We start from the raw sequence: 24,071 nt of genomic DNA on the forward strand, positions 1-24,071 counted from the left end.
ACGAGGAATCAAATCCGTGAAATCCCTTCTGGCGCTTATGTCTTTGCTGGCGTTGCCTGTCATGGCTGCCGAACCGACGTTGTACGGCCGTTACGAATACATCCAGGTCTCGGAAATCGGCGAGACGTTCAAAGCCAAAATGGACACCGGCGCGTTGACCGCATCGCTGTCGGCCAAGGACATCGAACTGTTCAAGCGCGATGGCGATGACTGGGTGCGTTTCCGTCTGGCGACCAAGGACGCCGACAGCAAAGTGTATGAGCACAAAGTTTCGCGCATCAGCCGGATCAAGGGCCGTTCCGAAGGCGACGATGACGAAGAGCCTGCCGATCCCACCAAGCGCCCGGTTGTTGACCTCGAACTATGCCTGGGCAGCGTGAAGCGCACCGTGGAGGTCAACCTCGTCGACCGCAGTCACTTCAACTACCCGTTACTGATCGGCGCCAAGGCCCTGCGCGAATTCGGCGCGGCGGTTAATCCGGCCCGTCGTTATACGGCGGACAAGCCTGAGTGCTGATGGGAGATCTCCCGTCGTCCAGCCGACGCGCTGTCTTGCAGCAAACACACCCCCTATGGGCGTGAGCTTGCTCACGAAACGGCGATTCAGGCGCCAAAGAAAGCAGCGGCTGTCGCCCCTTTCGCGAGGAAGCTCGCTCCCTCAGGATCAAGGCAGACTCGAGATTTCGGCCGCGCGGCTGGGCTTATGGGCGTGACCGGGGTGGCGCTCCACATTGCTCACGCAGGCGGCTGAGTCTTCAGCATCGACGGCAGCTGACTGACTTCGTCATACCAGTTTGCCAATCGCGGGTAGCTGCTGCGCCAGCCCAGATTCGGCTGGCGGAAATCCAGATAGCCCACCGCACAGGCCACGCTGATCGATGCGACGTCGAAATGCGTACTCAATTCAGTGACGGCTTCGGCCTCGAAATAGGCCAGGGTGCGGGCGATTTTCTCTTGTTGGGCGTCGAGCCATTCCGACCAATGTTTCTCCTCGGGCCGCAGGAAGGTCTCGTACCGAATGAGCAGCGCAGCGTCCATGAGGGCATCGGCCAGTGACGCGAGCGTCAATCGCCGCCAGCGCGCCGAGCCTTCCTTGGGAATGAGGGGGTTGCCGACATGTTGTTGGTCCAGGTAGTCGAGAATCACCCGGCTGTCATGGATCACGTTACCGTCGGCCAGGCACAGCGCCGGAATTTTCCCGCACGGATTGTCGCGACAGACTTCAGCGTCGGGGCTGACGGGGGTGAGCGCAACCGCCTTGAGACTCACCCGGCTTGCCTGTCCGGTTTCATGAAGCAAGATCAGTACCTTGCGCGCGAATGGCGAAGCGGCGTTGTAATACAGCGTCATGCTGGGCGCAGACATGGGCATTCCTCTGATCGGGCTGAGCCTTCAGACTAGTGAGGGCCGGGACGCTGCGCAATATCCTGAGTCAATGCCGGGCCGATTTGCGAAGGCCCGTACATAAATGTCAGACCGTCGGGACCCCATCTGCCGAATCAGCCGATGCGCTGCCGGACTGCGCCGAAGGTGTGCCGGTCAACAGCGGCTTGGCAACAAACCAGATGATCGTGGCGGCGATGAGATCGAAAGCGGCCAGCGCCACGAACAGTGGGCTGTAGCCTACCTTGGTGACCATGATCCCGAGCACCAGCGTGAACAATGCCGCGCCGAGAAACCCGAACATGCCACCCAGACCGGTTGCCGTGCCCACTTCGTTCTTGCCGAAGGAGTCCGACGTGATGGCGTACAAGGCGCCCGACAGCGTCTGGTGCGCAAAACCGCCCGCGCACAGCAGTGCGATGGCGACATAAGGGCTGTCCACCAGACCGATGCAGCCCGGTCCGATCATGCACAGCGAGCCCAATACCATCACCATCTTGCGCGACGTCAGCAGCGACACATTGAAATGCTTGTAGAAAAACGGGCTCAGGTAACCGCCCAACACGCAGCCGATGTCGGCGGCGAGAAACGGCAGCCAGGCAAACATCGCGATTTCCTTGATGTTCATGTGGCGCTCGGTCATCAGGTACAGCGGAATCCAGGCGTTGAAGGTCTGCCATGCCGGCTCCGACAGCATGCGGGCCGAGGCGATTGCGTAGAAATTGCGGGTGCCGACGATCTTCTTCCAGCTGGCGTGCTTGGTGGGCGCGTCCTTCAGGTGGGATTCCTGACCCGCAAGAATGTAATCGCGCTCCACATCGCCCAGCAGACGCTGATTGCGCGGGTGCTTGTAGAAGAACAGCCAACCAGCGCTCCACAGCAGGCCCAGCCCGCCGACGATGATGAACGCGATCTGCCAGCCGCTGTGCAGAATCGCCCAGACCACGAGGGGAGGGGCCAGCAACGCACCGATCGACGAACCGATGTTGAACCAGCCGATGGCGACCGAGCGCTCTTTGGCGGGAAACCATTCAGTCGTTGCTTTGATCGCCGCCGGAAAACCTGCCGCTTCAGTGATGCCCAGCAAGCTGCGCAGGAACGCCAGACTCTGCCAGCCGGTTGCCATGGCTGCTGATGCGCACGCCACCGACCAGGCGATAGCGAACACTGCAAAGCCGATTTTGGTGCCAATGGCGTCGATCACATAGCCGGCAACCGGCTGCATGAAGGCATAGCCCATCTGCCACGCGATGACGACGTGCGAGTACTGTTCGGTGGAAATGTTCAGCTCGCTCATCATGGTGGGAGCGGCGACGGAGAGGGTGTTGCGTGCGAGATAGTTGACGATCAGGCCGCCGGTTATCAGCGCGACCATCCACCAACGGATGCCTTTGATTTTCATCGAGTCCACTCTGGGTATTGTTTTTATTTGGCGGCGATCGTTATACGTCGTCGTATGACTGGATTTAGTCAAACGCACGTTTTGTTGTCAATTGAAATACCCGTAAATCGCGATTGTATTTCTTTATGTAACGGGATTGTCACCGGCGGGGCTGGGCTTTGGGGTGATCGAGCGCCTATGGAGTCGTGAGATCGGAGGCAGAACGCGGGCCCGCTGGATTTGTAAATGGCGGGAGGTTATGTGATGACTAGGATGGCGGAACGTGCTTGCCCCGCGCGAGGAGGCGCGTGGGACAAGCCAGTTGGTGGGTTGAAGCAATGCGATTCGCTACTTTGGCTCGTCGTCACGCCACCAGTTGTCGCCCAGTAATCCCAATCCTACGTAGAGCAGGCCTTCGAGCAATATTTCATAATCAAGAAACTGCTCATCTTCAATTGCTTCCGCTCTCACGACCCAAGGGACAACGTAAGAGAACCAAAAGACGATGATGGCGAGGCCAAGCACCCACTGATAGCGCCATTGTCTTGTGACTCGACAGGCGCTCCAGATGGCAGCCGCGACGATGACTAACGAGATATAAAACGCCATCTAGCCATCACCGTTGTTTTTAAGCAGCAATGCTGACGAGGATCTCTGAGGGCCAATACCTCCCGCAACTTGTGCGTCGATACTGACTATTACATCACCGACGTGGTAGGTCGGAATTCCTTGTTTGGCCTTCCCTCCTGAGAACATGCCCGCCATCCCTCCTACTATCGGACCGAACACCTCTGTAACAGCTTTGCCGCTCAGCGAGGATATGGCGCCACCCACTCTCACTCGTTGATCATTTAATAGATCGGCAGTATTCCGGCTAAGGCGATTAGACACCGCAAGCACCATTCGGCAAGGCCGCCCCTGCGCAAGCATTCGCTCGTAGGTTTCCTCAATCAACCGGATAACCTCAAAATGACCCTTGGTTATTTCCGGTAGGTTGATCGTTCTCAACGATGCGGCATCGTCCGGCTGCACGGTGAAGTGAATAAGCGTGAACACGACCCCGTAATGGCCGACATGTTGGGTGCGTTCGAAGTCCATGACCTGTCCCTCGCTCAGCAATATTGCTTATTGCCGATCCTGTCCCATCCGCCCGTTACGCTGCCGGCCCCGCTCCCGTCGTTTCTTTTTTGCAGGGTGTAGGTCGAGCGGATTCGGCCGTAGTTGAGCTGGATGAGTTCGGTGGGAATGCCGTCGTTGGCGATTTGGTTGTATTCGGCAATGATCACTTCTTCGAGAATGATTTCGTAGAACTTCATTTTGTCCCCCCCTGCACGGTGTACGGAAAGCTTCACTTCCTTGAAGTGCTCTCCGGCGCAGTTGGCCGCCATCAGTTTGCAGCTCGATTTGTCGAGCATCTTCGTCAGCGTCAGGTTGCTGAGCGTGGTACGCCCGGAAGTTGCGCCCCCTGCCGTGCTGGCTGTAACGGACGCGCTCTGGTAGGTGCCGAACGAATACCCGGTGATTTCAATCCAGTCTTTGCACTGCTCATCCAGAGCTTCGCCAGGAATGCCTTCGATCTTCAAAAAAGCGTCGAGCGCCATGGTGCGTCTTCCCGATGGATAGTGTGGATGCCCTGCCAGGGCGGAATATCGATTATCGGGATGGTGACTCGTGGGCGAGGTCAGCCTATGAGCACGGAGCGTGCAGGACGCTTACTGTTGTTTGGAGGGAGGTTTCTTACAGACTTGTTCGATTTATAACGACGGGGCGGGTGCCGGGCAGGGTGTGATGTTTTACTGCGGATGCGCGCACCCCCTGCCGTCGTCAAAGCAAACCGGTCCATTGGGTGCGGTTCGATGTAAATCATGTAGAAACGTGGGGCGGTGAATCAAACCCGCTTGCGCGCCATCAGCCCCTTGCAACTAAGCCAGGCCGGGATCGCCATGCCGATCCACGACAGCACGTCCCACGCGCCGTCGCCCAGCAGCGCCGCAAACAGACCAATCGCTGTCAGCAGTGCAATCCAGCCCGGTTTGGCGAATGTCTTCCAGAATGCAGAGTGTTTTTTGTGTCGGGTCATGCGACTTCCGCCTCTACGGCCACTGCCTGCGCGACGGCGACAGCGGCGCGGCGGCGGACCCACCACAGGTACAAGCCACTGCCGAGGACGAGGATCGTCAGCACATCGAGCGCGGCCCAGAGGATTTTCATCGGCATGCCGCCGTAGTCACCGAAGTGCAGCGGTTGCGACAACAGAAGTGCGTCCATGTACCACGGGCGTCCCAGCGTTGCGGTCACGTGCAGATCCTGAGCGTCGATCAGGACAGGGGTCAGCAGGTGGGAGGTCAGGTGCGTGTCGCCTTTCATGAACACCGCGTAATGATGCTCGCTGGAAAAGCGCGATCCGGGAAAGGCTATGAAGCTCGGCTCGGCGCCGGGGACGGTGGCCTTCGATATCTCGATCAGCCGGGTGGCTGGTCCGCGCTCGGCCAGAGGAGGGGCGTCTTTGTATGGCGCGATCATGGTCATCAGCGCGTCGGTACGCCATTGCGCGATCACCAGATCGGCGCAGGCATTAAGCACGCCGGTCAGGCCGACGACAATGGCCCAGGTCAGGGTGACGACGCCGATCAGGTTGTGCAGATCAAGCCAGCGCACCCGCGTGGATTTATTCGGCCGCACCGTGGCGAAATCCAGACGGCGCATGAAGGGTGCGTACAGCACGACGCCGGAAACGATCGCCATGACAAACAGCAGGCCCATGAACGCCAGCAACAGTTTGCCCGGCAGCCCCGCGTACATGTCCACATGCAGGCGCAGCATGATCATCATGAAACCGCCATTGGCATTCGGGGTTTCCATCGCTTCGCCGGTGCGCGCGTCGATCATGAAACTGTGGGATTCGTTCGGGTCGCCGCCGGCAGTTTTGCCCATGATGGCGTAGACGCCGTTGGGGTCATCGTCGTCCCAGCCGAAGTACTGCATCACGTCGCCGGGGCGGTGGGCTTCGGCTGAGCGGACGAGTTGTTCGAGGTCGAGATGCGGAGTGCCGGCGGGCATTTCCTTGAATTCCGGCGCATCGCCCGTCAGGTGAGCGATCTCGTGACTGAAGATCAGGGGTAAGCCGGTGATTGCCAGCATCAGCAGGAATGCCGTGCAGATCAGGCTGGTCCACGTGTGGATGAAAGACCAGCGGCGGATGGTTTGGCTTTTCATGTGGAAATCCGGAGTAGGCGAAAGCAACAAAGGCCGCTGTATGGGAGCGGCCCTTGTTTCAGGTAATGAGAGTTTAAACGATTACCATTTGTAGTCTACGCTCGCGAGCACTGTACGGCGGTCGCCGTAATAGCAGTAGAAGCCGTCGCAGGTGGAAATGTATTCCTTGTCGAAAACGTTGTTGGCGTTGACCGACACGCTCACGCCCTTGAACGACGTGCTCATGCGGCCGAGGTCGTAATGCACGGCGGCGTCGTAGACGGTGTAAGCATTGCTGTGGCCGTAGTTGGAGTCGGCGACAAAACCGTAACTTCCTATTGCAATGTTGTCGGTTTCGCCAATGTATCGCGCGCCAAAGCCCAGGCCGAACCCGTCTAGCACGCCGTTGTGCCACGTGTAATCACCCCAGATCGCCGCCTGATTTTCAGGCGTGAGTGGCAGCGGACGATTCTTGTCCAGCGGGTCGGTGACCTTGGTCATCTTGCTGTTGGCGTAGGTGTAGGACGCCGTCACTTTCAGGTTGTCGGTGACATTGCCCACCGCTTCCAGCTCGAAGCCACGCACCTTTGCTTCGCCCAGAGGACGCTGCACGCCAAGGGTATCGCTGAGCACGATGTTGCGACGGGTCAGGTCGTACGCGGCCGCAGTGAAGATGATGTTGCTGCCCGGCGGCTGGTATTTAAGACCCACTTCGTACTGCTTGCCCGTCCCTGGCTGAAACGCTACGCCATTGGCGCCGCCTTGCTCGGCCTGGAATGACTCGGCATACGAAATGTACGGCGTGAAGCCGGAGTCAAAGACGTAGCTGAGCGCGGCGTTGCCGGTGAACGCGCTGTCGGTGCGGTCATCGGACTGATCACTGTTGTAGAACTTCGATTCGGTCTTGAGCAGATCCTGGCGCCCGCCTAGGGTCAGACGCCAGTTATCCAGGGCCAGTTGGTCCTGAATGTAGACACCGACGTCCTGGGTTTTCTGGTTGTAGTCCTGATACGCGGTGTAGTCGACGTTGCTGAAGTCCTGCCCGTAAATCGGGTTGGCGATGTTGCTGGTCGGCGCGGCGCCGTACTGCCATTTGTAGTTGTGGTTCAGGCGTTGATAGTCGAGCCCCAGCAGCACAGTGTGTTTGAGAGCGCCCGTGTCGAAGTCGGCTTGCAGGTTGTTGTCCAGCGCGAACTGGGAGATGTCCTCGTTCACGACGTTGGCGCCGCGTTGGACGGTGCCATCATCGCTGACCGAACCGAAGAAGCCACCGGCCGTGATCCCCTGAAAGGACAGGTCGCTCTTGGTGTAGCGGACGTTCTGCTTGAACTGCCAGACGTCGTTCAGACGATGCTCGAAGGCATAGCCCAGCGCGTAATAGGTTTTGTCGTAAAACTCCCAGTCCGGATCGCCGAGGTTTTCGTGGTACTTCACGCGGCCTACGGCCGACGGGTATTTGGTGCCCTGGATCGGCAAAAACTGGCTGGTGATGCCGGTATCGTCGCGATTGAACTGGCTGAGGAAGGTCAGCTTGGTGTCCGGGTCGATGTTCCAGGTCAGGCTCGGCGCGATGTTGTAACGCTTGTCATCGATGTGATCCACCGAGGTGCCGCTGTCGCGCACGACGCCGCTGACGCGGTACTCGAAATTGTCGGCGTCGTCGATCTTGCCGGTGCTGTCGAAGCTGATCTGCTTGCGATTGTAAGTGCCGACCTGAACCTGCACTTCATGGCTGGCTTCGGCTTCAGGGCGACGACTGACCATGTCGAGCATGCCGCCCGGCGGGGTCTGACCGTAAACCGAAGACGCCGGCCCACGCAGGAGGGCGATGCGCTCCAGGTCCCAGGTTTCCATCTTCGGCATCACGTAGGCGCCTTTGGGCAGCGGCAAGCCGTCGAGGAATTGGGTGGGTTCGAAACCGCGGACCTTCAGCCATTCGGCCCGGCTGTCGCTGCCGTAACTGCTGGCGACCACGCCCGGCATGTAGCGAACGGCGTCGTCGATGTTCTGTACTGCGCGATCCTGCATCTGCTGCCGGGTCGCGACCGAGATCGAGCGCGGCGCTTCGACCAGCGCGGTGTCGGTTTTGGTGCCCGCTGCGGTGCGACTCGCGGCATAGCCCTGCGCCGGCCCCCACGCGTTTTCGAAACTTTCCTGACTGCCTTGAATGCTGGTGGCCGGCAATGCCATCGCACCTTCAGGCGCAGCCACGAGGGTGTAAGTGCCCGCCGTGGTCAGGTTCAATTGCAAGCCGGTGCCACGGAGCGCCTGCCCCATCGCACCTGATGCGTCGAATTGACCCTGAACCGGCGCCGACGTGCGGCCCGCGGCCAGTGCCGGATCCAGCGACAGCGCCAGGCCCGCCTGACTGGCAATCTGCGTCAGCGTCGTCGACAACGGCGCGGCCGGCAGATTGTAGGCGCGCACGCTGGACGCCTGGGAGGCGGCCATCAGCGGCGCACTGAGCATCGGTGCGGCAATGGCGACGGCGATAGCCAGCAGACTCGGTCGCAGAAGGGTTTGAAGCGTGCGGGACATGAACGGCACCTCGAAGGAAATGGTTCTCAATGCCTATGTGCCGAACGAGATCTGAAAAGTGATAGGGCCGGGAGAAAATAAGTCGCACTCGCTCGCGGGCCTTTATTTAAAGGGCAGTATTTACAGCGCAGTCGTCGGCTTTTTCTCGCTGCGGACCACCGTCACCCACCACGGCGTACGCGCTTCGATCTGCACGGGTAGCGTGGGCGTCAATGCCTTGAGCGCCAGATCCGTGTTGGTCAGCGGAAAGCTGCCGGTGATGCGAAGGTCCGCAACGTCTTTCGCTACGCCGAGATGGCCCTGGCGATAACGGGCAAGCTCCGCGACCACGTCTCCCAGGCGGGCGTTATCGACCACCAGCATGCCGCGCATCCAGGCGCCGGTACCGGGTGCGAGGGCCAGCATGGGACCGAGGCTGTTGCGATGAATCAACATCTGCTGGCCTTCGTTCAGCACCAGTTCGTGGGTGGAAGCCTGCGGATGAGCGGCAACGGCTGATTGCAGCACGCTCAACAGCGTGCCATCAGCCTGCCGTTTGACGAGAAACTGCGTGCCCAGGGCGCGCATCTGCCCTTCCGGGGTTTCGACGATGAACGGACGCGCGTCGCTGTGGCTCCCGGTCTCCACGAAGATTTCGCCTTCCTGAAGCACGATCCGTCGCTGTGTGTCATCGAACCGCACGTCCAGCGCGGTGTGGGTGTTGAGCCGGATAAGGGTGTTATCCGACAGGCGAATGGTGCGTTGCTCGCCGGTGGCGGTGCGCAGATCCGCGAGCCAGTAATCCACCGGCAGCAGGCGATCCCCCAAAAACACCGTCAAGCCCAGCGCCAGCGCGAAGCCTGCAACCCCGCGGCCCAGCTTGCGCAACCGCACACCGATGCCATCACGGGACCGCAGAAGCGCCGAACGTGCCGGGCCGGTGGTGCCGGCGAAACGTTGATCGACCATGCCCAGCTGCATCCAGGCGCGGGCATGCTCGTCGCTGGCGGCGTACCACTTGGCGAACTCTTCGCGCTCGACCTCACTGCCTCGACCGCAATCCAGGCACAGCTGCCAGGCAATGGCGGCGTCCAGCACGGGGGATGAAACAGGTCGGGTGGAAATACGGCTCATGTTGGCTCGCCATACAGCGCGATGTAGCACTGGCGCAAACCCTGCGCCAGATACTGACGCACGCGGGGTACGGAAACGCCGAGCTTTGTGGCGATCTCCGCGTGGGGCATCCCGTCCAGGCGGTTGTACAAAAAGGCGGCGCGCGCTTTGCTGGAGAGCTTGCCCAGCAGGCGATCAATGGCTTTGAGGTCATCGAGAATCAGTTGCTGCTCTTCCAGCGAAGGTTGTTCGCCCTCGGGAATCAGCATCAGCTCGTCCAGATACGCCTGCTCCAGGGCGGCTCGGCGGAAGTGGTCGAACAACAAGCCTTTCGCGATCGAGACCAGAAAGGCCCGGGGCTCGCGGGGTTCAAGCAATTGCTCGCGGCCCAGCAGGCGAATGAACGTGTCCTGGCTCAGGTCTTCGGCGCGATGGGGGCAGGCCACGTTGCGTCGGAGCCAACCCAGCAGCCAGCCGCGGTGGTCGCGATAGAGCGTTCCGACGAGCTGCTGCTGGGGACTTTGAAGTGACGACACGAACGCACCGAGGAGAACAAAGTGGCTAACGAGAATTGTTCGCGATTGTGTCAGAGCCGCCCAATACTGGCAATTGGTCCTTGTAGGAACAAGCCGAACGGTTGATGTACGAATCGACCATTCGGTTTGTAAGGCGAGACGGGATGCGGAGGCTGGCGCAGAGGATGGATGCTAAAACGAGTGCGACTGCTGCTGCCGTCGCCATTTCGCCACACCTTGCTCAAGCTGTGCGGGGGTTTCTATCCCTTGTCGCCTGGCGTGGCTGAACAGGATCATCGCGAGCTCGGCGGTCACCAGGGCATCGGCGCTGGCGTGATGACGCTCTTCGGCGTGAAGCCCGAAGAATCGCGTCCAGTCGTCCAGGCCTGCCTGACGCAAATTCGCGTTCGGGCAAATGAAGGGCGCGATGTGAGCGACATCGATGAAGGGGTGCAGCAGGCGATAGCTCAGGCTTTCTTTTAATGCACGCCCCAGCATGTGTTCGTCGAACGCCGCGTGAAACGCCAGCAGCGGGCTGTCACCCACGAACGCCATGAAATCCAGCAGTGCTTCGACTGGCTCGCTGCCTGCGGCAATTGCCGTGGGCCCTAGGCCGTGAAGCAACACGCTGGGGCTGAGTTTGTGATCGGTGCGCATCAGCGTGCGCTCGAACTGCTGCCCCAGATCGATCGCGCCGTCTTCGATGACCACCGCGCCGATCGACAGAACTTCGTCCCGCTGCAGATTCAGCCCGCTGGTTTCAAGATCGACCACGACCCAGCGTTGCTGACGCAATGTCTTCCGATCCAATGCGGTCGGGCCGGGCAGGGCGCGCAGGCGTCGTAGCTGTTCAGGCGTGAGTTCAGGGGCGACGGCGCGTCTGTTTGGCTTGAGCCAGCGGAACAAATTCATGATCAGTCGCTTACAGTTGGTAGCGCACGGTGAGGCTGGTCTGCAGCCGCTGCGCCTGGCGGAACGACTCACGCAGAATGCGTCGGTCCAGATGATTGAGCACATCCGGGTCGATGCGGTTGGAGTACGGCAGATTTTGCCGGTTTTGCTGCTGATGTTGCTGCATGCGGGTTTGCTGGATGAAGTGGTAGGCCTCTTCATACGCCGCACCGTCCAGCGGGTCGATAACCTCTTTGGCGACCAGTTGGCGCAGCCTTTCCAGCGTATTGCTGGCCTCGACGCCGTTGGCCAGCGCCAGCAACCGCGCGCCGTCGACAAATGGCGTCAGGCCTTGGGTTTTCAGATCCAGCGTGTCTTTTTCGCTGCCTTTGCGGGCGACCACGAAATCCTTGAAACGGCCCACCGGCGGGCGTTGACGCAGGGCGTTGTCGGCCATCATGCGCTGGAACAACGCGTTGTCTGCCACCTGGGCAAGAATGCTCTGACGCAATTGATCGCCGCCGCTTTCATCGCCCCAGACCACGCGCAGATCGAAATAGATGGAAGACGACAGCAGGTTCTCCGGCGTGGCTTCGCGAATGAAGGAGCCGAATCGCCGCGCCCATTCGATACGCGACAGGCACAGCTGCGGATTGCTCGCCATGATCCCGCCCTTGCACAGGGCAAATCCGCACACCGCCAGGCTTTGATTGATCCGCTCGGCGATGGGCAGCAGCCGGCCGCGTATTTCGGCGGCCTCGGCGGCATCCCCGGCCTCGAACAGAATGCCGTTGTCCTGATCGGTGTACAGCGTTTGCTCGCGCCGGCCCTCGCTGCCGAAACACAGCCAGCTGAAAGCAATGCCGGGATCGCCTTTTTCTTCAAGCGTAAGCTCGATGACGCGGCAGACCATGTGGTCGTTGAGCAGGGTGATGATCTGGGTGATCTGCGTGGACGAGGCGCCGTGGGCAAGCATTCGGTCCACCAGTTGGACGATGTCGCCGCGCAGGTTGGCCAGCGAATCGATGCGCGGCGCGCTGCGGATGGTGCGCGCAAGATGCACCAGATCCACACGCTGCAGCGAGAACAGGTCGCGCTCGGACACCACGCCGCACAGGCGCTGATCCTTGACCAGGCACACGTGAGCGATATGCCGCTGAGTCATGGCAATGGCTGCGTCAAACGCGCTGGCGTCCGGGCTCAGATAAAACGGCGCCTCAATCATGCTGCGCTCAATGGGTTGGCCGAAGTCGGCGTTGACGTCCGCAACGACCTGACGCAAATCGCGCAGCGTGAAGATGCCCAGCGGCGCCTTGGCCTCATCCACGATCACAATGCTGCCGACCTGTTGCTCGTCCATCTGCCGCACGGCCTCGCGCAGCGGCGTCTCGGGGGAGCACGTCACCGGATGACGCATCGCCAGTTCACCCAGCCGCGTGTTCAGCGAATATTGGGTGCCGAGTGTTTCCACCGCCTTCTGCTTTACTTGCTGATTCACCTGATCGAGCAGACTGCTGACGCCGCGCAGAGCGAAGTCGCGGAATTCATTGGAGAGCGCGAACAACTTGATGAAGGCTTGCTTGTTCAGCTGCAGGCAGAAGGTGTCTTGGGCCGCCAGATGTTCGGTCCGCGTGGCGCGTTCGCCGAGCAGCGCGGCGAGGGGAAAGCACTCGCCCGTGGTGATTTCGAACGTGGTCTCGGTGCCGCCTTTTGCCGAGTGAGGGCGCTCGCCCACCACGCGGCCTTGTTTGACGATGTAAAAATGTTCTACTGGCCCATCGCTAGGCTTGATGATGCTCTCGTCTGTAGCGTAGAAACGCAGGTGACACTGCTCGACAAGGTAGGCCAGATGGGCGTTTTCCATCTGGTTGAACGGCGGGAATTTTTGCAGAAACTGCATCGTGCCGTGGATGTTCTGCAGAACGGCTGTTTTGCCTGCCTGGGTAAAAGCGTCCGCTTTGCTCATGACCGATACCGCTTGTTTTTATTGACCCCATGGTCGACCGCTTATCGGGCAGTGCCCATTGGACGTAAGTCTTAGGTGACTGCAAAGGCGTTGAATCGCATCGAACCAAGGTGTAATACCGCAGCGATGCAGTGAGCACGAGGCTTTAAGGGCCCGGCATGAAGCCGACAGGATGTGCAGCGTATCAATCGTTTGCGCTGTCAGAATTGAAGTCGACAGGAAGATGAGACGGGTATGTTCGATCACAGTATTTTGAGTGATGAAGAGCGCGAAGCCCTCAATGAGGTAATGCTCGCGCCTGCATCCCAATCGCCACAACGGGTGTTGATCGTCGATGACGACAAGGATGCTCGGGAAGTTCTGGCCGAAATTCTCAGTCTCAATGACATCAGCTGCATCACCGCCGCCGGCGGCACCAGCGCCATGCATTTGCTGCAGACCCGGCCGTCCATTGCGCTCTTGATCACCGATCTGCGCATGGCGCCATGCGACGGGCTGGACCTGATCCGTCGCGTGCGTGAATCGGACCGTGCGGAGTTGCCGATCATTATCGTGTCCGGCGACGCCAATGTGCGCGACGCCATCGACGCCATGCACCTGAGCGTGGTGGATTTTCTGCTCAAGCCGATCAACACCAAGCAGCTGTTGCGCCTGGTGAAGCGAGAACTGGAAATGGCCTGATAACGCCGCCTTCGAGCTGCGTTTTGCCATAAAAAGTTGTGCAATAAAAAAGGCGGTGTCCACTTAACTGGACACCGCCTTTTTGTTTGGGCGCTGATTACGCGCCGTGTTTCGCCTTGAACTCCCGACGGCGACGGTGCAGGACCGGCTCGGTGTAGCCATTGGGCTGCCGCGTGCCTTCGATCACCAGCTCGACCGCTGCCTGAAACGCGATATTGCTGTCGAAGTCCGGCGCCAGCGGGCGATACAGCGCATCGCCTGCGTTCTGACGGTCCACCACCGGCGCCATGCGCTTGAGACTTTCCATCACCTGCTGCTCGCTGACCACACCATGGCGCAGCCAGTTGGCGATGTGCTGGCTGGAGATCCGCAGCGTGGCACGGTCCTCCATCAGGCCGATGTCGTTGATGTCCGGCACCTTCGAGCAGCCTACGCCCTGATCGATCCAGCGCACCACATAACCGAGGATGCCCTGTGAGTTGTTGTCCAGCTCGTTCTGAATCTCCTCAGCCGTCCAGTCGGTGTTCGGTGCCAGCGGGATGGTCAGAATGTCGTCGACCGAGGCCGGCGCGCGCTGGGCGAGCTCAGCCTGACGCGCGAACACATCGACCTTGTGGTAATGAAGTGCATGCAGCGCCGCGGCGGTAGGCGACGGAACCCAGGCGGTATTCGCACCAGCCAGTGGGTGGGCGACTTTCTGTTCGAGCATCGCGGCCATCAAGTCAGGCATCGCCCACATGCCTTTGCCGATTTGCGCGCGCCCTTGCAGGCCGCATTTCAAGCCGATATCGACGTTTGAATTTTCATACGCGCCGATCCACTTCTCAGCCTTCATCTGCGCCTTGCGCACGACAGGCCCCGCTTCCATGGACGTGTGAATCTCGTCGCCGGTGCGGTCCAGGAAGCCCGTGTTGATGAACACCACACGCTCGCTTGCCGCCTGAATGCAGGCCCTGAGGTTGATCGTGGTGCGACGCTCTTCGTCCATGATTCCGACTTTCAGCGTGTTGCGCGGCAGGTTCAGCACAGCCTCAATGCGCCCGAACAACTCGTTGGTGAATGCCACTTCTTCCGGGCCGTGCATCTTCGGTTTGACGATGTACACCGAGCCCGTGCGGCTGTTGGCGCGGGAGGTATTGCCCTTGAGGTTGTGGATGGCCGCGAGGCTGGTCAGCAGGCCGTCAAGAATACCTTCCGGGACTTCGTTGCCCTGATTGTCGAGGATTGCATCGATGGTCATCAGGTGACCGACGTTGCGCACGAACAACAGAGAACGGCCATGCAGCGTGACGGGTTCACCGGTGGGTGAGGTGTAGACGCGGTCGGCGTTCATCGTACGGGTGAAGCTCGTACCGCCTTTGGAGACTTCTTCGGACAGATCACCCTTCATCAGCCCGAGCCAGTTGCGGTACACGACCACCTTGTCGTCGGCGTCGACGGCGGCGATGGAATCTTCGCAATCCATGATAGTGGTCAGCGCCGCTTCCATCAGCACGTCTTTGACGCCGGCCGGATCGGTCTGGCCGACCGGGCTCGTCGCGTCGATCTGGAGTTCAAAGTGCAGGCCGTTGTGCTTGAACAGCAGCGCAGTCGGCGTCGACGCGTCGCCCTGGAAGCCGATCAGTTGAGCATCATCGCGCAGGCCGGTATTGCTGCCGCCCTTGAGGCTGACAATCAACATGCCGTCGACCAGTTTGTAGCCGGTCGAGTCAACATGGGACCCCGCCGACAGCGGGGCGGCTTCGTCCAGAAACCTGCGGGCGAAGGCAATGACTTTGTCGCCGCGTACCCGGTTGTAGCCCTGGCCCTTTTCCGCGCCGCCCGCTTCGCTGATGGCGTCGGTGCCGTAAAGCGCGTCATACAGCGAGCCCCAGCGGGCATTCGAAGCATTGAGCGCAAAGCGTGCGTTCATCACCGGCACCACCAATTGCGGGCCGGCCATGCGAGCGATTTCTTCATCGACGTGTTGTGTGGTGATCTGGAAGTCCGGCGGTTCCGGCAGCAGATAGCCGATTTCCAGCAGGAACGCCTTGTAGGCGGCCGCGTCGTGGGCGTTGCCGGCATTGGACTGATGCCAGGCGTCGATACGCGCCTGGAATTCATCTCGCTTGGCGAGCAGGGCTTTGTTCTTGGGCGCGAGCTCATGGATGAGCGCATCGGCACCGGCCCAGAATGCAGCGGCGTCGAGGCCGGTTCCAGGAATGGCTTCGTTGTTCACGAAATCCAGCAGGACGTTGGCGACCCGCAGGCCACCGACTTGAACGTGTTCAGTCATTGCTTGCCTCACTCTGCTCAGCTATCTGCGCTTCAATCATGAGCGCTTTCTTGTTAAAGCCATCGACGTCACTGCGAGCCCTTCCAGAACATGCCGGTACGGGCGGCTGGGCGGGGCGGCGGGCACCTGAAGTAAAGCGCGGAAACAGGTTTTGGCCTTGCAGGAACATCGGATCAGGCCTGGATTCGACATCTATGTAGTGAACGCGAAGCGATACTACATGATGAGTTGCGGCATGAAAATCAGACTGAAAGTGCACCGAGCGACCGAACTTGGGCATTCGGTCACGCAGCGGTGCCGGATGTTCTCAAAGAATGTGCAGATTGTTCCAGATAATTATCAGGATCGTACACAAAAATTCCTGAAGCAGTGACGCCACTGCGCGCCGGTTAGACGTGCCTATACTCCCCGCAAACACCCTGCAACCCAGGAGGCGTGGTATTAAACAGGCCTCAGTCGCTGCATCAAAGGAGTCGTTTGTGGATCATCTTATCGTCACAGTGTCAGCGCCGGACAAGCCAGGCGTGGTCGAGCAGCTCGCGGCATGCATTGCCGATCACGGTGGCAATTGGCTGGAAAGCCGTATGTCACACATGGCCGGGCAGTTCGCCGGGATCCTGCGGGTCAGCGCGCCGGTCGACGCGCATCCGCCCCTGCGCAGCGCGCTGGAAGGGCTTTCGGCAAAAGGCATCCGCGTCCTGTTCGCCGAAGTCCTTCCGGAATCCTTGCCGGAGTGCAGGCCCATCACCATGGAGCTGGTGGGCAATGATCGATCCGGGATCGTGCGCGACGTCACTCGCGTGCTGACCGAGCAAGGCGTCAACCTGGAGCATCTGGTGACCAGCGTCGAGCCCGCCCCCATGAGCAGCGAAACGCTGTTTCGCGCCCATGCCGAGTTGGGATTGCCGATGGATCTTTCACTGGATGTGCTGCAACAGCGGCTGGAAACCCTGGCGGATGACCTGATGGTGGAACTGCATTTGCCGGCGGACGAGTAAACAATGTCGCCGCTGTAGGCCCTGCTCTTTAGAAGGCCTACAGCGATTACTCTATTCCATCAGGCTTGGGCGCGTCTGCGCAGGGAGCGCCAGGCGTCGACGCTGTAGATGATCAACCCGGACCAGATGAAGGCGAAGGTTACCAAGGTGGCCGAGGGCATGTGTTCGTCGTACAGCACAACCGCCAGGGCCAGCACGAGCGTCGGCGCGATGTACTGCAAAAAGCCCAGCGTCGCGTAGGGCAAATGCCTTGCTGCGGCGTTGAAACACACCAGCGGCACGAGGGTCACCGGACCGGCCGCCGCCAGCCAGAGTGCCTCGGATGTGGTCCAGAACGCCGGCTGTGCGCTGTGGGCCAGCGGGTTGAAAATCAACCAGCCCACGGCCAGTGGCACCAGAATCCAGGTCTCCACCACCAGCCCGGGCAACGCAGCCACGGGCGCTTTTTTGCGAATCAGGCCGTAGAAGCCAAAGGTGAACGCCAGCGCGAGCGACACCCACGGCAGACTGCCCACTTGCCAGACCTGCTGAAGCACACCGATCAACGCCAGCATCACCGCGACCCATTGCAACGGCCGCAGTCTTTCACGCAGCAGCACCATGCCGAGCATCACGTTGATCAGCGGGTTGATGAAGTAGCCCAGGCTGGCTTCGACCATGTGGTTGTTGTTCACGGCCCAGACGTAAATCAGCCAGTTAGCGGCGATCAGCGTGCCGCTGCAGGCGAGAATGGCGAGGCGTTTAGGGTTATCCCGCAGCTCTTGCCACCAGCCGGGATGCTTCCAGACCAGCAGCAGAAGCGAACCGAAGATGGCCGACCAGATCGCCCGATTGACGATGATTTCCAGCGAAGGAACGCTCGCCAGCACCTTGAAGTAAATCGGAAACAGCCCCCAGATGATGTAGGCGCTCAGGCCCAGAATGTACCCGCGTCGCGGGTTGGCAGCTTGCATGGGTGGTCCTTCGGCAAGTTTTTTTGTTGTGGTGTCCTGCAGCGTATTCAGCGTTTTCAGAACAGCTTCAGCGGCTCCTCGTTCAGCGCGGACAACTGCTCGCGCAGCGCCAGCACCTGGTCACCCCAATAGCGTTCGGTGCCGAACCAGGAAAAGCTGTGGGGGAACGCAGGATCGTCCCAACGACGCGCCAGCCAGGCGCTGTAATGCAACAGGCGCAGTGCGCGCAGCGGTTCGATGAGCGCCAGTTCACGGGGATCGAAATCGTGAAACTCGTTGTAGCCGTCCATTAATTCCGACAGCTGACTCAGGCAGTCCTGACGATCACCCGCGAGCATCATCCAGACGTCCTGCACCGCCGGGCCCATGCGGCAGTCGTCGAGATCGACGATGTGGAAGATGTCGTCGCGGGTCATCATGTTGCCGGGGTGGCAATCGCCGTGCATGCGGATGTTCTGATGGGGCGTGGCGGCGTAGACGTCTTCGACGCGCTTGAGCAGGTCTTTGGCAACGGATTCATAGGCCGGCAGCAGGCTGCGCGGAATCACGTCGTTGTCCAGCAGGTAGTTGAGCGAGTTATGGCCGAAGTTCTGCACGCCGAGGGCTTCGCGGTGCTGGAACGGGCGCGTGGCGCCGACGGCGTGAATGCGCCCCAGCAACTGGCCGAGACGGTAGAGCTGTTCAAGATTGCCGGGTTCTGGCGCGCGACCGCCACGACGGGGGAAGAGGGTGAAACGAAAACCGGCGTGCTCGAACAAGGTCTCGCCGTTGTGGACGAGGGGCGCGACGACGGGGATTTCGACGTCAGCGAGTTCTGCGGTGAAGCTGTGCTCTTCGAGAATGGCTTCGTTGGTCCAGCGATCGGGCCGGTAGAACTTGGCAATCAGCGGCTGCTGTTCATCGATGCCGACCTGATAGACGCGGTTCTCATAGCTGTTGAGCGCGAGAATACGGGCGTCGGTGACAAAGCCGATGCTCTCGACGGCGTCCAGCACCAGGTCAGGTGTAAGTGTTGCAAACGGGTGGGCCATGCTAACTCCTGCGCGCAGCAGGCTGCCGCGTCGGGCCAGTCATGGTAACTCAGGCGTGTTACACCTGACACAGTGGCACGCTTACTTCCGTAAGTGCGGTGCGGCTTGGAAAGCTGCATCAGCAGACGACCGGGATTCTTGTGGGGGCGACCGGGGTGGCGCTCCACCTTGCTCGCGAATGCGGTGTTCGGTCCGCAGAGAATTCGGCGGATGTACTGGCCCCTTCGTGAGCAAGCTCACTCCCACAGGTTATGCATCGCCCGTCACCCAGCGCATGAGTTCGAACGCATTGCAGCGCTACTTATGCGCCGATCACGCCGCCATCCTCACGCGTGATCACCATCACCGATGACCTCGGCTTGCCATTCAGCACGTGCTCGGGGAAGGTCGAACCGCCGTTTTCGCCGGGGTGCTGAATGCCGACGAACAGCGCTTTCTGGTCGGGCGCGAAGCTGATGCCGGTTACTTCACAGCCTACTGGCCCGACCATGAACCGGCGGATATCTCCACTTGCAGGGTCGGCGCACAGCATCTGGTTATTGCCCATGCCTGCGAAGTCGCCGGCATTGGTGGAGTCGCCATCCGTCAGAATCCACAGCCGCCCGGCCACGTCGAAGCCCAGGCCGTCCGGGCTGTTGAACATGTTCTGCGGATTGATGTTGTTTGATCCACCCAGGGGCGTACCGGCATGCACGCCCGGGTTGCCGGCGACCACAAACAAGTCCCACGCAAAGTCCATGGCGGCGGCATCTGACCCGGTTTCCTGCCAGCGCAGAATCTGCCCGTACTGGTTTTTCGCCCGGGGGTTCGGACCGCCGACCGGCTGGCCTTCATCGCCGCGCTTGATGTTGTTGGTCAGTGTGCAATAGACCTGGCCGTCGTTGGGGCTGACGACGATCCACTCGGGCCGGTCCATGCGCGTCGCTTTCACCTGGCTCGCCGCGAGGCGCGCATGAATCAGCACTTCAGCCTGATTGGCGAAACCACTGGCCGCGTCGATGCCGTTCTTGCCGTGGCTCAGCTCAATCCATTTCCCCTGGCCTTTCGGATGATCGGGATTGCTGTCGCCAGCGTCGAACTGCGCCACGTACAGCGTGCCGTGGTCGAGGATGTCGCGGTTGGCCTTGGGGTTTTTGTGATCGACCTTGTCCCGGCTGATGAATTTGTAGATGAACTCGCCGCGTTCGTCGTCGCCCATGTACACCACGATGCGGCCGTCCTTTGTCTCCGTCAGCGCAGCGTTTTCGTGTTTGAAGCGGCCCAGGGCGGTGCGTTTGACCGGCGTTGATTTCGGATCAAACGGATCGATCTCAACCACCCAGCCATGGCGATTGGGTTCGTTGGGGTTTTTCGCGACGTCGAAGCGCGGGTCGTGCAGGTGCCAGTTCACTTCCTTGCTGGCGGCCGTCACACCATAGCGTTTGGTCGCGGCGTCGAAGGTCTGTGCCGGATCGCTGCTGCCGAAGCAGTCGGTGAAGTTCTCTTCGCAGGTCAGATAGGTGCCCCACGGCGTCTTGCCGTTGGCGCAGTTCTGGAAGGTCCCGAGGACGTTCTTGCCGGTCTTGTCCGCGGCGGTCTTCAGCCATTCATGGCCGGCAGCCGGGCCGCTCAGGTGGATCGGCGTATTGCCGTGAATGCGCCGGTTGTATTTGGAGCCTTGTACGAACGCCCACTGCTGACCGTCGCGCTTGACCTCAATCACCGACACACCTTCGCTCGCCTGAGCCTTGTGCACGTCTTCGGCGGATTGCGGGTCTTTGCCGTGATCGAAGAGGTAGCGGTAATTGGTGTATTCGTTGTTGATCGCCATCAGTGCGCGGCCGGCGGTCTCCGGCTTGTCACCGGGGAAGGTAAACAAGCTCATGCCGTCATTGTTGTCGCCGAATTGCAGCTCCTGCATCTTTGCAGTGCCTTTTCCGCTGGGGTCAAATGCCGGGCCGTTGGTGTGCAGCGGCTGGCCCCAACTGATCAGGACCGAGGAGCGATAGCCGGGCGGCAGACTGATGCTGTCAGCGGTGGAAGAGGGGATGCTGTCGAAGCCGAGCAGCGTGCTGTTGGCGGCGCTGACACTGGCGGCCATCACGCTGCGGCTGAGCAGGTTGCCCCCGAGAAACATCGCTGCGCCGCACAGGGCGCCCGCGCTGATGAATCCGCGTCGGGTCAGGCCAACCATGTTTTCGAGGTCGGTAGATTGGTTATCTTTTAATAGCGTCATCACGGGCTCCCTGCGGTTTAGGGCAAAACCCTATGCAGTTCGGATGACGTTATTGTGTCGGTCAGATGACGAGTCGGGGGTCGGGCTAGCGTGCAAGCGGCGCTTAAAGCGGCGTGCCGAGCAGAATATTCGAGGGCGCAAATTGAACCTTAACCTCACCGCCGACCTTTAGCTGCAAGGCGTGCAGCCGGTCCGCGTCGACCACGGCGCAAAGGATTTGATGGCTGGGAAGAACGATTCTGACTTCGCTCGGGCCATCCTCAGCATTGAAAATTTCCTCGATTTTCCCGGTGAGGCAATTGTGTCCGGTTGTTTCAAGCTGCTCGGGCGCCAGCAACGCCAGCCAGCCGGCCTTGATCAGGGCGAACACATCCGTGCCGATCTCAAGCCCCAGTCGCAGGGTGCTGTCGTGGGTGATCAGCGCCTCGATCGACAAGCCGCCCGCGAGCTGCAACGTGATCATGTCGTTGCGGCCCTGAGAACGAACGCCGCTGACCTGACCATGCAGCTGATTGCGCGCGCTGGTGCGCAGCATCAAGCGGCTGAGCAAGGCGAGGTCATTGGACTCCTCCGAGGTTTCCAGCAGTTGGGTCTGCAACGCCTGCAAGCGCTGATAAAGCCGCAGCACCCGCTCGCCTTCGGCCGACAATTTCGCGCCGCCGCCCCCTCGACCGCCGACGCTGCGCTCGACCAGCGGTTGCTGCGCCAGGTTGTTCAGCTCATCAATGGCGTCCCATGTCGCCTTGTAGCTCAGCCCTGCGCTCTTTGCTGCACGGGTGATCGAACCCTGCTCGGCAATGTGCTGCAACAGCGCAATGCGATGGGGGCGACGAACCATGTGCTGGGTGAGGGACGGCGGTAGTGACATAGGGGGTCGGATGCGCTGAGAGTGAAGACGCCGGAGTGTAAGGCAAAACGGCTCACGCCCAAATGCCGAGGATTTCTTAACCTCCCGGCCCTTAGTCCCCTGGCTTCGGCGTCCTTGCCAGGCAATACACGTCCACCGATTTTGCGCCGGCCTTGAGCAACAGTTCTGCCAGTGCGTTGGCTGTTGAGCCGGTGGTGAGGACGTCATCAATCAGCGCGAGGTGCTTGCCGCCAATCGGCGTCGCGTCCTTCAGCGCAAAGGCGGACGCCAGGTTGCGCTTTCTGGCTTTCGCATCCAGGCCCTGCTGCGAGGGTGTTTCCTTTACACGGCCAATCACGCGCTCATCGACGGGTAAGCCCAATCGCGCACCGAGCCAGTTCGCCAGCATCGCCGCTTGATTGAAGCCCCTCTGACGCAATCGCTTTTTGGCCAGTGGCACCGGGATAAGAACGTCCGGTCGCTGCAGGCCTTCATTGAAGCGGTGGTGCAGGGTTTCGCCCAACAGCTCCGCCAGTAGTCGGCCGAGCGGCCATTTGCTCTGATGCTTGAAGCGTGTGACCAGCGCGTCGATCGGGAAGTCGTAAAGCCACGGAGCGACAACTTCATTGAAGGCCGGAGGCTGGCGATTGCAGGCGCCACAGGTCAGACCGGACATCGGCATGGGCAATGCGCATCGGTCGCACTGGTCAATCAGCCAAGGCAGTTCGCGTTCACAGGGCACGCAGATCGTAGTGGTGGAATCAGTCGCTTCATCGCACAGCAAACATGTCTGTGCGTTTTTTAACCAGATGTAAACCTCACGCTCGTTATGCGGTTGACAGCGCATGTCGCTTCCTTAAATATGCCGAACATCCGTGTTGCGCCTGTGGGCTTTCCGGTTTTACCGCTGGGCAAAGCCGCCCGGGTCATCGTCCAGAAAACATCAAGGAGCCGCCCATGAGCGCCAGCATCAATGCCAACCTGCGTCACGACTGGAATCTAGCCGAGGTCAAGGCGCTGTTCACACAGCCATTCAATGACCTGCTGTTTCAGGCGCAAACCGTGCACCGCGCTCACTTCGACGCCAACCGCGTGCAGGTCTCGACCCTGCTGTCGATCAAAACCGGCGCCTGCCCGGAAGACTGCAAGTACTGCCCGCAATCGGGCCACTACAACACAGGTCTGGAAAAAGAAAAGCTGATGCAGGTCCAGCAAGTGCTGGAAGAAGCCGCACGCGCCAAGGCCATTGGTTCGACCCGTTTCTGCATGGGTGCGGCGTGGAAACACCCGTCGGCCAAAGACATGCCCTACGTGCTGGAGATGGTCAAAGGCGTCAAGGCCATGGGCCTGGAAACCTGCATGACCCTCGGCAAGCTGGATCAGGACCAGACCCAGGCGCTGGCCGCCGCAGGCCTTGATTACTACAACCACAACCTCGACACCTCGCCGGATTTCTACACCAGCATCATCACCACCCGCACCTACAGCGATCGCCTGCAGACCCTGGCGTACGTACGTGATTCGGGTATGAAGATCTGCTCTGGCGGCATTCTCGGCATGGGCGAATCCCTGGACGACCGCGCCAATCTGCTGATCCAGCTGGCCAACCTGCCAGAGCACCCGGAATCCGTGCCGATCAACATGCTGGTGAAAGTGGCCGGCACGCCGCTGGAAAACGCCGAGGATATCGATCCGTTCGATTTTATCCGCATGCTGGCCGTCGCGCGCATCCTGATGCCGCAATCCCACGTGCGTCTGTCCGCCGGCCGCGAAGCCATGAATGACCAGATGCAGGCCCTGGCGTTCTTCGCCGGCGCCAACTCGATCTTCTACGGCGACAAACTGCTGACCACCGCCAACCCGCAGTCCGACAAGGACATGCAGCTGTTCTCGCGTCTGGGCATTCAGCCAGAAGCCCGGGAAGAGCACTCGGACGAGGTGCATCAGGCCGCCATCGAACAAGCGCTGATCGAGCAGAAAAGCAGCGAGCTGTTTTACGACGCGGCTGTTTGATGCGCCTTCGATCCTCCGGCCAAAGTGCATCATTGTGGGAGTGAGCTTGCTCACGAAGGCGGCATTCCAGCCGCTGAAAATTTAGCGGATGTTCCTG

At 60.4% G+C, this 24,071-nt stretch carries 22 protein-coding genes; 4 read left to right on the top strand and 18 right to left on the bottom strand.

The window, feature by feature from the left end; all coding sequences use genetic code 11:
- The first annotated feature begins 16 nt into the window (after positions 1-16).
- Positions 17-517: a retropepsin-like aspartic peptidase RloA2 gene (rloA2, locus tag AC0Z8Z_RS21065; protein WP_172609950.1), complete on the top strand. Its 501-nt coding sequence runs from the start codon at positions 17-19 to the stop codon at positions 515-517.
- 218 nt (positions 518-735) lie between these two features.
- Here rloA2 and AC0Z8Z_RS21070 read toward each other — a convergent pair whose 3' ends face one another.
- The 12 genes from AC0Z8Z_RS21070 to AC0Z8Z_RS21125 all read right to left on the bottom strand — a co-directional run bounded on the left by AC0Z8Z_RS21070 (position 736) and on the right by AC0Z8Z_RS21125 (position 12,961).
- Positions 736-1,365, bottom strand: coding sequence for a glutathione S-transferase family protein (locus AC0Z8Z_RS21070; RefSeq protein ID WP_485620385.1), 630 nt, complete (start codon positions 1,363-1,365; stop codon positions 736-738).
- Between the two features lie 106 nt (positions 1,366-1,471).
- Positions 1,472-2,785 carry an MFS transporter gene (locus tag AC0Z8Z_RS21075; protein ID WP_485620386.1) on the bottom strand — a complete coding sequence of 438 codons (1,314 nt, stop codon included), beginning with the start codon at positions 2,783-2,785 and terminating at the stop codon, positions 1,472-1,474.
- Between the two features lie 327 nt (positions 2,786-3,112).
- Positions 3,113-3,373: a hypothetical protein gene (locus tag AC0Z8Z_RS21080; RefSeq protein ID WP_485620387.1), complete on the bottom strand. Its 261-nt coding sequence runs from the start codon at positions 3,371-3,373 to the stop codon at positions 3,113-3,115.
- Positions 3,374-3,862: a hypothetical protein gene (locus AC0Z8Z_RS21085; protein WP_192173156.1), complete on the bottom strand. Its 489-nt coding sequence runs from the start codon at positions 3,860-3,862 to the stop codon at positions 3,374-3,376.
- Between the two features lie 14 nt (positions 3,863-3,876).
- Complete coding sequence (locus AC0Z8Z_RS21090; RefSeq protein ID WP_485620388.1) at positions 3,877-4,365, bottom strand: Hcp family type VI secretion system effector; 489 nt, start codon at positions 4,363-4,365, stop codon at positions 3,877-3,879.
- 287 nt (positions 4,366-4,652) lie between these two features.
- Positions 4,653-4,844: a hypothetical protein gene (locus tag AC0Z8Z_RS21095; protein ID WP_122536496.1), complete on the bottom strand. Its 192-nt coding sequence runs from the start codon at positions 4,842-4,844 to the stop codon at positions 4,653-4,655.
- On the bottom strand, positions 4,841-5,980 hold the full coding sequence (locus AC0Z8Z_RS21100) for a PepSY-associated TM helix domain-containing protein (protein WP_485620389.1): 1,140 nt from the start codon (positions 5,978-5,980) through the stop codon (positions 4,841-4,843). Before AC0Z8Z_RS21100 ends, AC0Z8Z_RS21095 begins: the two co-directional genes overlap by 4 nt.
- Before the next feature lie 81 nt (positions 5,981-6,061).
- The gene (locus AC0Z8Z_RS21105; protein ID WP_485620390.1) at positions 6,062-8,497 is read right to left on the bottom strand and encodes a TonB-dependent siderophore receptor; all 2,436 of its coding nucleotides are present in this window, start codon (positions 8,495-8,497) and stop codon (positions 6,062-6,064) included.
- A 120-nt stretch (positions 8,498-8,617) separates the two neighbouring features.
- Positions 8,618-9,610, bottom strand: coding sequence for a FecR domain-containing protein (locus AC0Z8Z_RS21110; RefSeq protein WP_485620391.1), 993 nt, complete (start codon positions 9,608-9,610; stop codon positions 8,618-8,620).
- Positions 9,607-10,125, bottom strand: a complete 519-nt coding sequence (locus AC0Z8Z_RS21115) for an RNA polymerase sigma factor (protein ID WP_272632876.1) — start codon at positions 10,123-10,125, stop codon at positions 9,607-9,609. The genes AC0Z8Z_RS21110 and AC0Z8Z_RS21115 overlap by 4 nt, the downstream gene beginning before the upstream one ends.
- Before the next feature lie 171 nt (positions 10,126-10,296).
- Complete coding sequence (locus AC0Z8Z_RS21120; RefSeq protein ID WP_485620392.1) at positions 10,297-11,016, bottom strand: 3'-5' exonuclease; 720 nt, start codon at positions 11,014-11,016, stop codon at positions 10,297-10,299.
- Between the two features lie 10 nt (positions 11,017-11,026).
- Positions 11,027-12,961 carry a putative nucleotidyltransferase substrate binding domain-containing protein gene (locus AC0Z8Z_RS21125; RefSeq protein WP_485620393.1) on the bottom strand — a complete coding sequence of 645 codons (1,935 nt, stop codon included), beginning with the start codon at positions 12,959-12,961 and terminating at the stop codon, positions 11,027-11,029.
- 234 nt (positions 12,962-13,195) lie between these two features.
- Here AC0Z8Z_RS21125 and AC0Z8Z_RS21130 point away from each other — a divergent pair, with 234 nt between their 5' ends.
- Positions 13,196-13,642, top strand: a complete 447-nt coding sequence (locus AC0Z8Z_RS21130) for a response regulator (protein ID WP_163022123.1) — start codon at positions 13,196-13,198, stop codon at positions 13,640-13,642.
- A 97-nt stretch (positions 13,643-13,739) separates the two neighbouring features.
- Here AC0Z8Z_RS21130 and AC0Z8Z_RS21135 read toward each other — a convergent pair whose 3' ends face one another.
- Positions 13,740-15,917: a malate synthase G gene (locus tag AC0Z8Z_RS21135; protein WP_485620394.1), complete on the bottom strand. Its 2,178-nt coding sequence runs from the start codon at positions 15,915-15,917 to the stop codon at positions 13,740-13,742.
- A 479-nt stretch (positions 15,918-16,396) separates the two neighbouring features.
- Here AC0Z8Z_RS21135 and AC0Z8Z_RS21140 point away from each other — a divergent pair, with 479 nt between their 5' ends.
- Positions 16,397-16,915, top strand: a complete 519-nt coding sequence (locus tag AC0Z8Z_RS21140; protein WP_485620395.1) for a glycine cleavage system transcriptional repressor — start codon at positions 16,397-16,399, stop codon at positions 16,913-16,915.
- A gap of 59 nt (positions 16,916-16,974) precedes the next feature.
- On the opposite strand, the gene rarD is transcribed toward AC0Z8Z_RS21140, so the two are convergent.
- The 5 genes from rarD to AC0Z8Z_RS21165 form a co-directional block, all read right to left on the bottom strand.
- On the bottom strand, positions 16,975-17,868 hold the full coding sequence (rarD, locus tag AC0Z8Z_RS21145; protein ID WP_485620396.1) for an EamA family transporter RarD: 894 nt from the start codon (positions 17,866-17,868) through the stop codon (positions 16,975-16,977).
- A 56-nt stretch (positions 17,869-17,924) separates the two neighbouring features.
- Positions 17,925-18,899, bottom strand: a complete 975-nt coding sequence (locus AC0Z8Z_RS21150) for a serine/threonine protein kinase (RefSeq protein ID WP_485620397.1) — start codon at positions 18,897-18,899, stop codon at positions 17,925-17,927.
- A 301-nt stretch (positions 18,900-19,200) separates the two neighbouring features.
- On the bottom strand, positions 19,201-21,114 hold the full coding sequence (locus AC0Z8Z_RS21155) for a PhoX family protein (protein ID WP_485620398.1): 1,914 nt from the start codon (positions 21,112-21,114) through the stop codon (positions 19,201-19,203).
- Positions 21,115-21,217: 103 nt separating this feature from the next.
- Positions 21,218-21,982, bottom strand: coding sequence for a TOBE domain-containing protein (locus tag AC0Z8Z_RS21160; RefSeq protein WP_485620399.1), 765 nt, complete (start codon positions 21,980-21,982; stop codon positions 21,218-21,220).
- A gap of 91 nt (positions 21,983-22,073) precedes the next feature.
- The gene (locus tag AC0Z8Z_RS21165) at positions 22,074-22,808 is read right to left on the bottom strand and encodes a ComFC family protein (protein ID WP_485620400.1); all 735 of its coding nucleotides are present in this window, start codon (positions 22,806-22,808) and stop codon (positions 22,074-22,076) included.
- Positions 22,809-22,918: 110 nt separating this feature from the next.
- On the opposite strand from AC0Z8Z_RS21165, the gene bioB reads away from it, so the two are divergent.
- The gene (bioB, locus tag AC0Z8Z_RS21170; protein ID WP_172609934.1) at positions 22,919-23,974 is read left to right on the top strand and encodes a biotin synthase BioB; all 1,056 of its coding nucleotides are present in this window, start codon (positions 22,919-22,921) and stop codon (positions 23,972-23,974) included.
- Positions 23,975-24,071: the final 97 nt, after the last annotated feature.

This window comes from Pseudomonas sp. 1L-C-7-B-C1 (assembly GCF_057291635.1).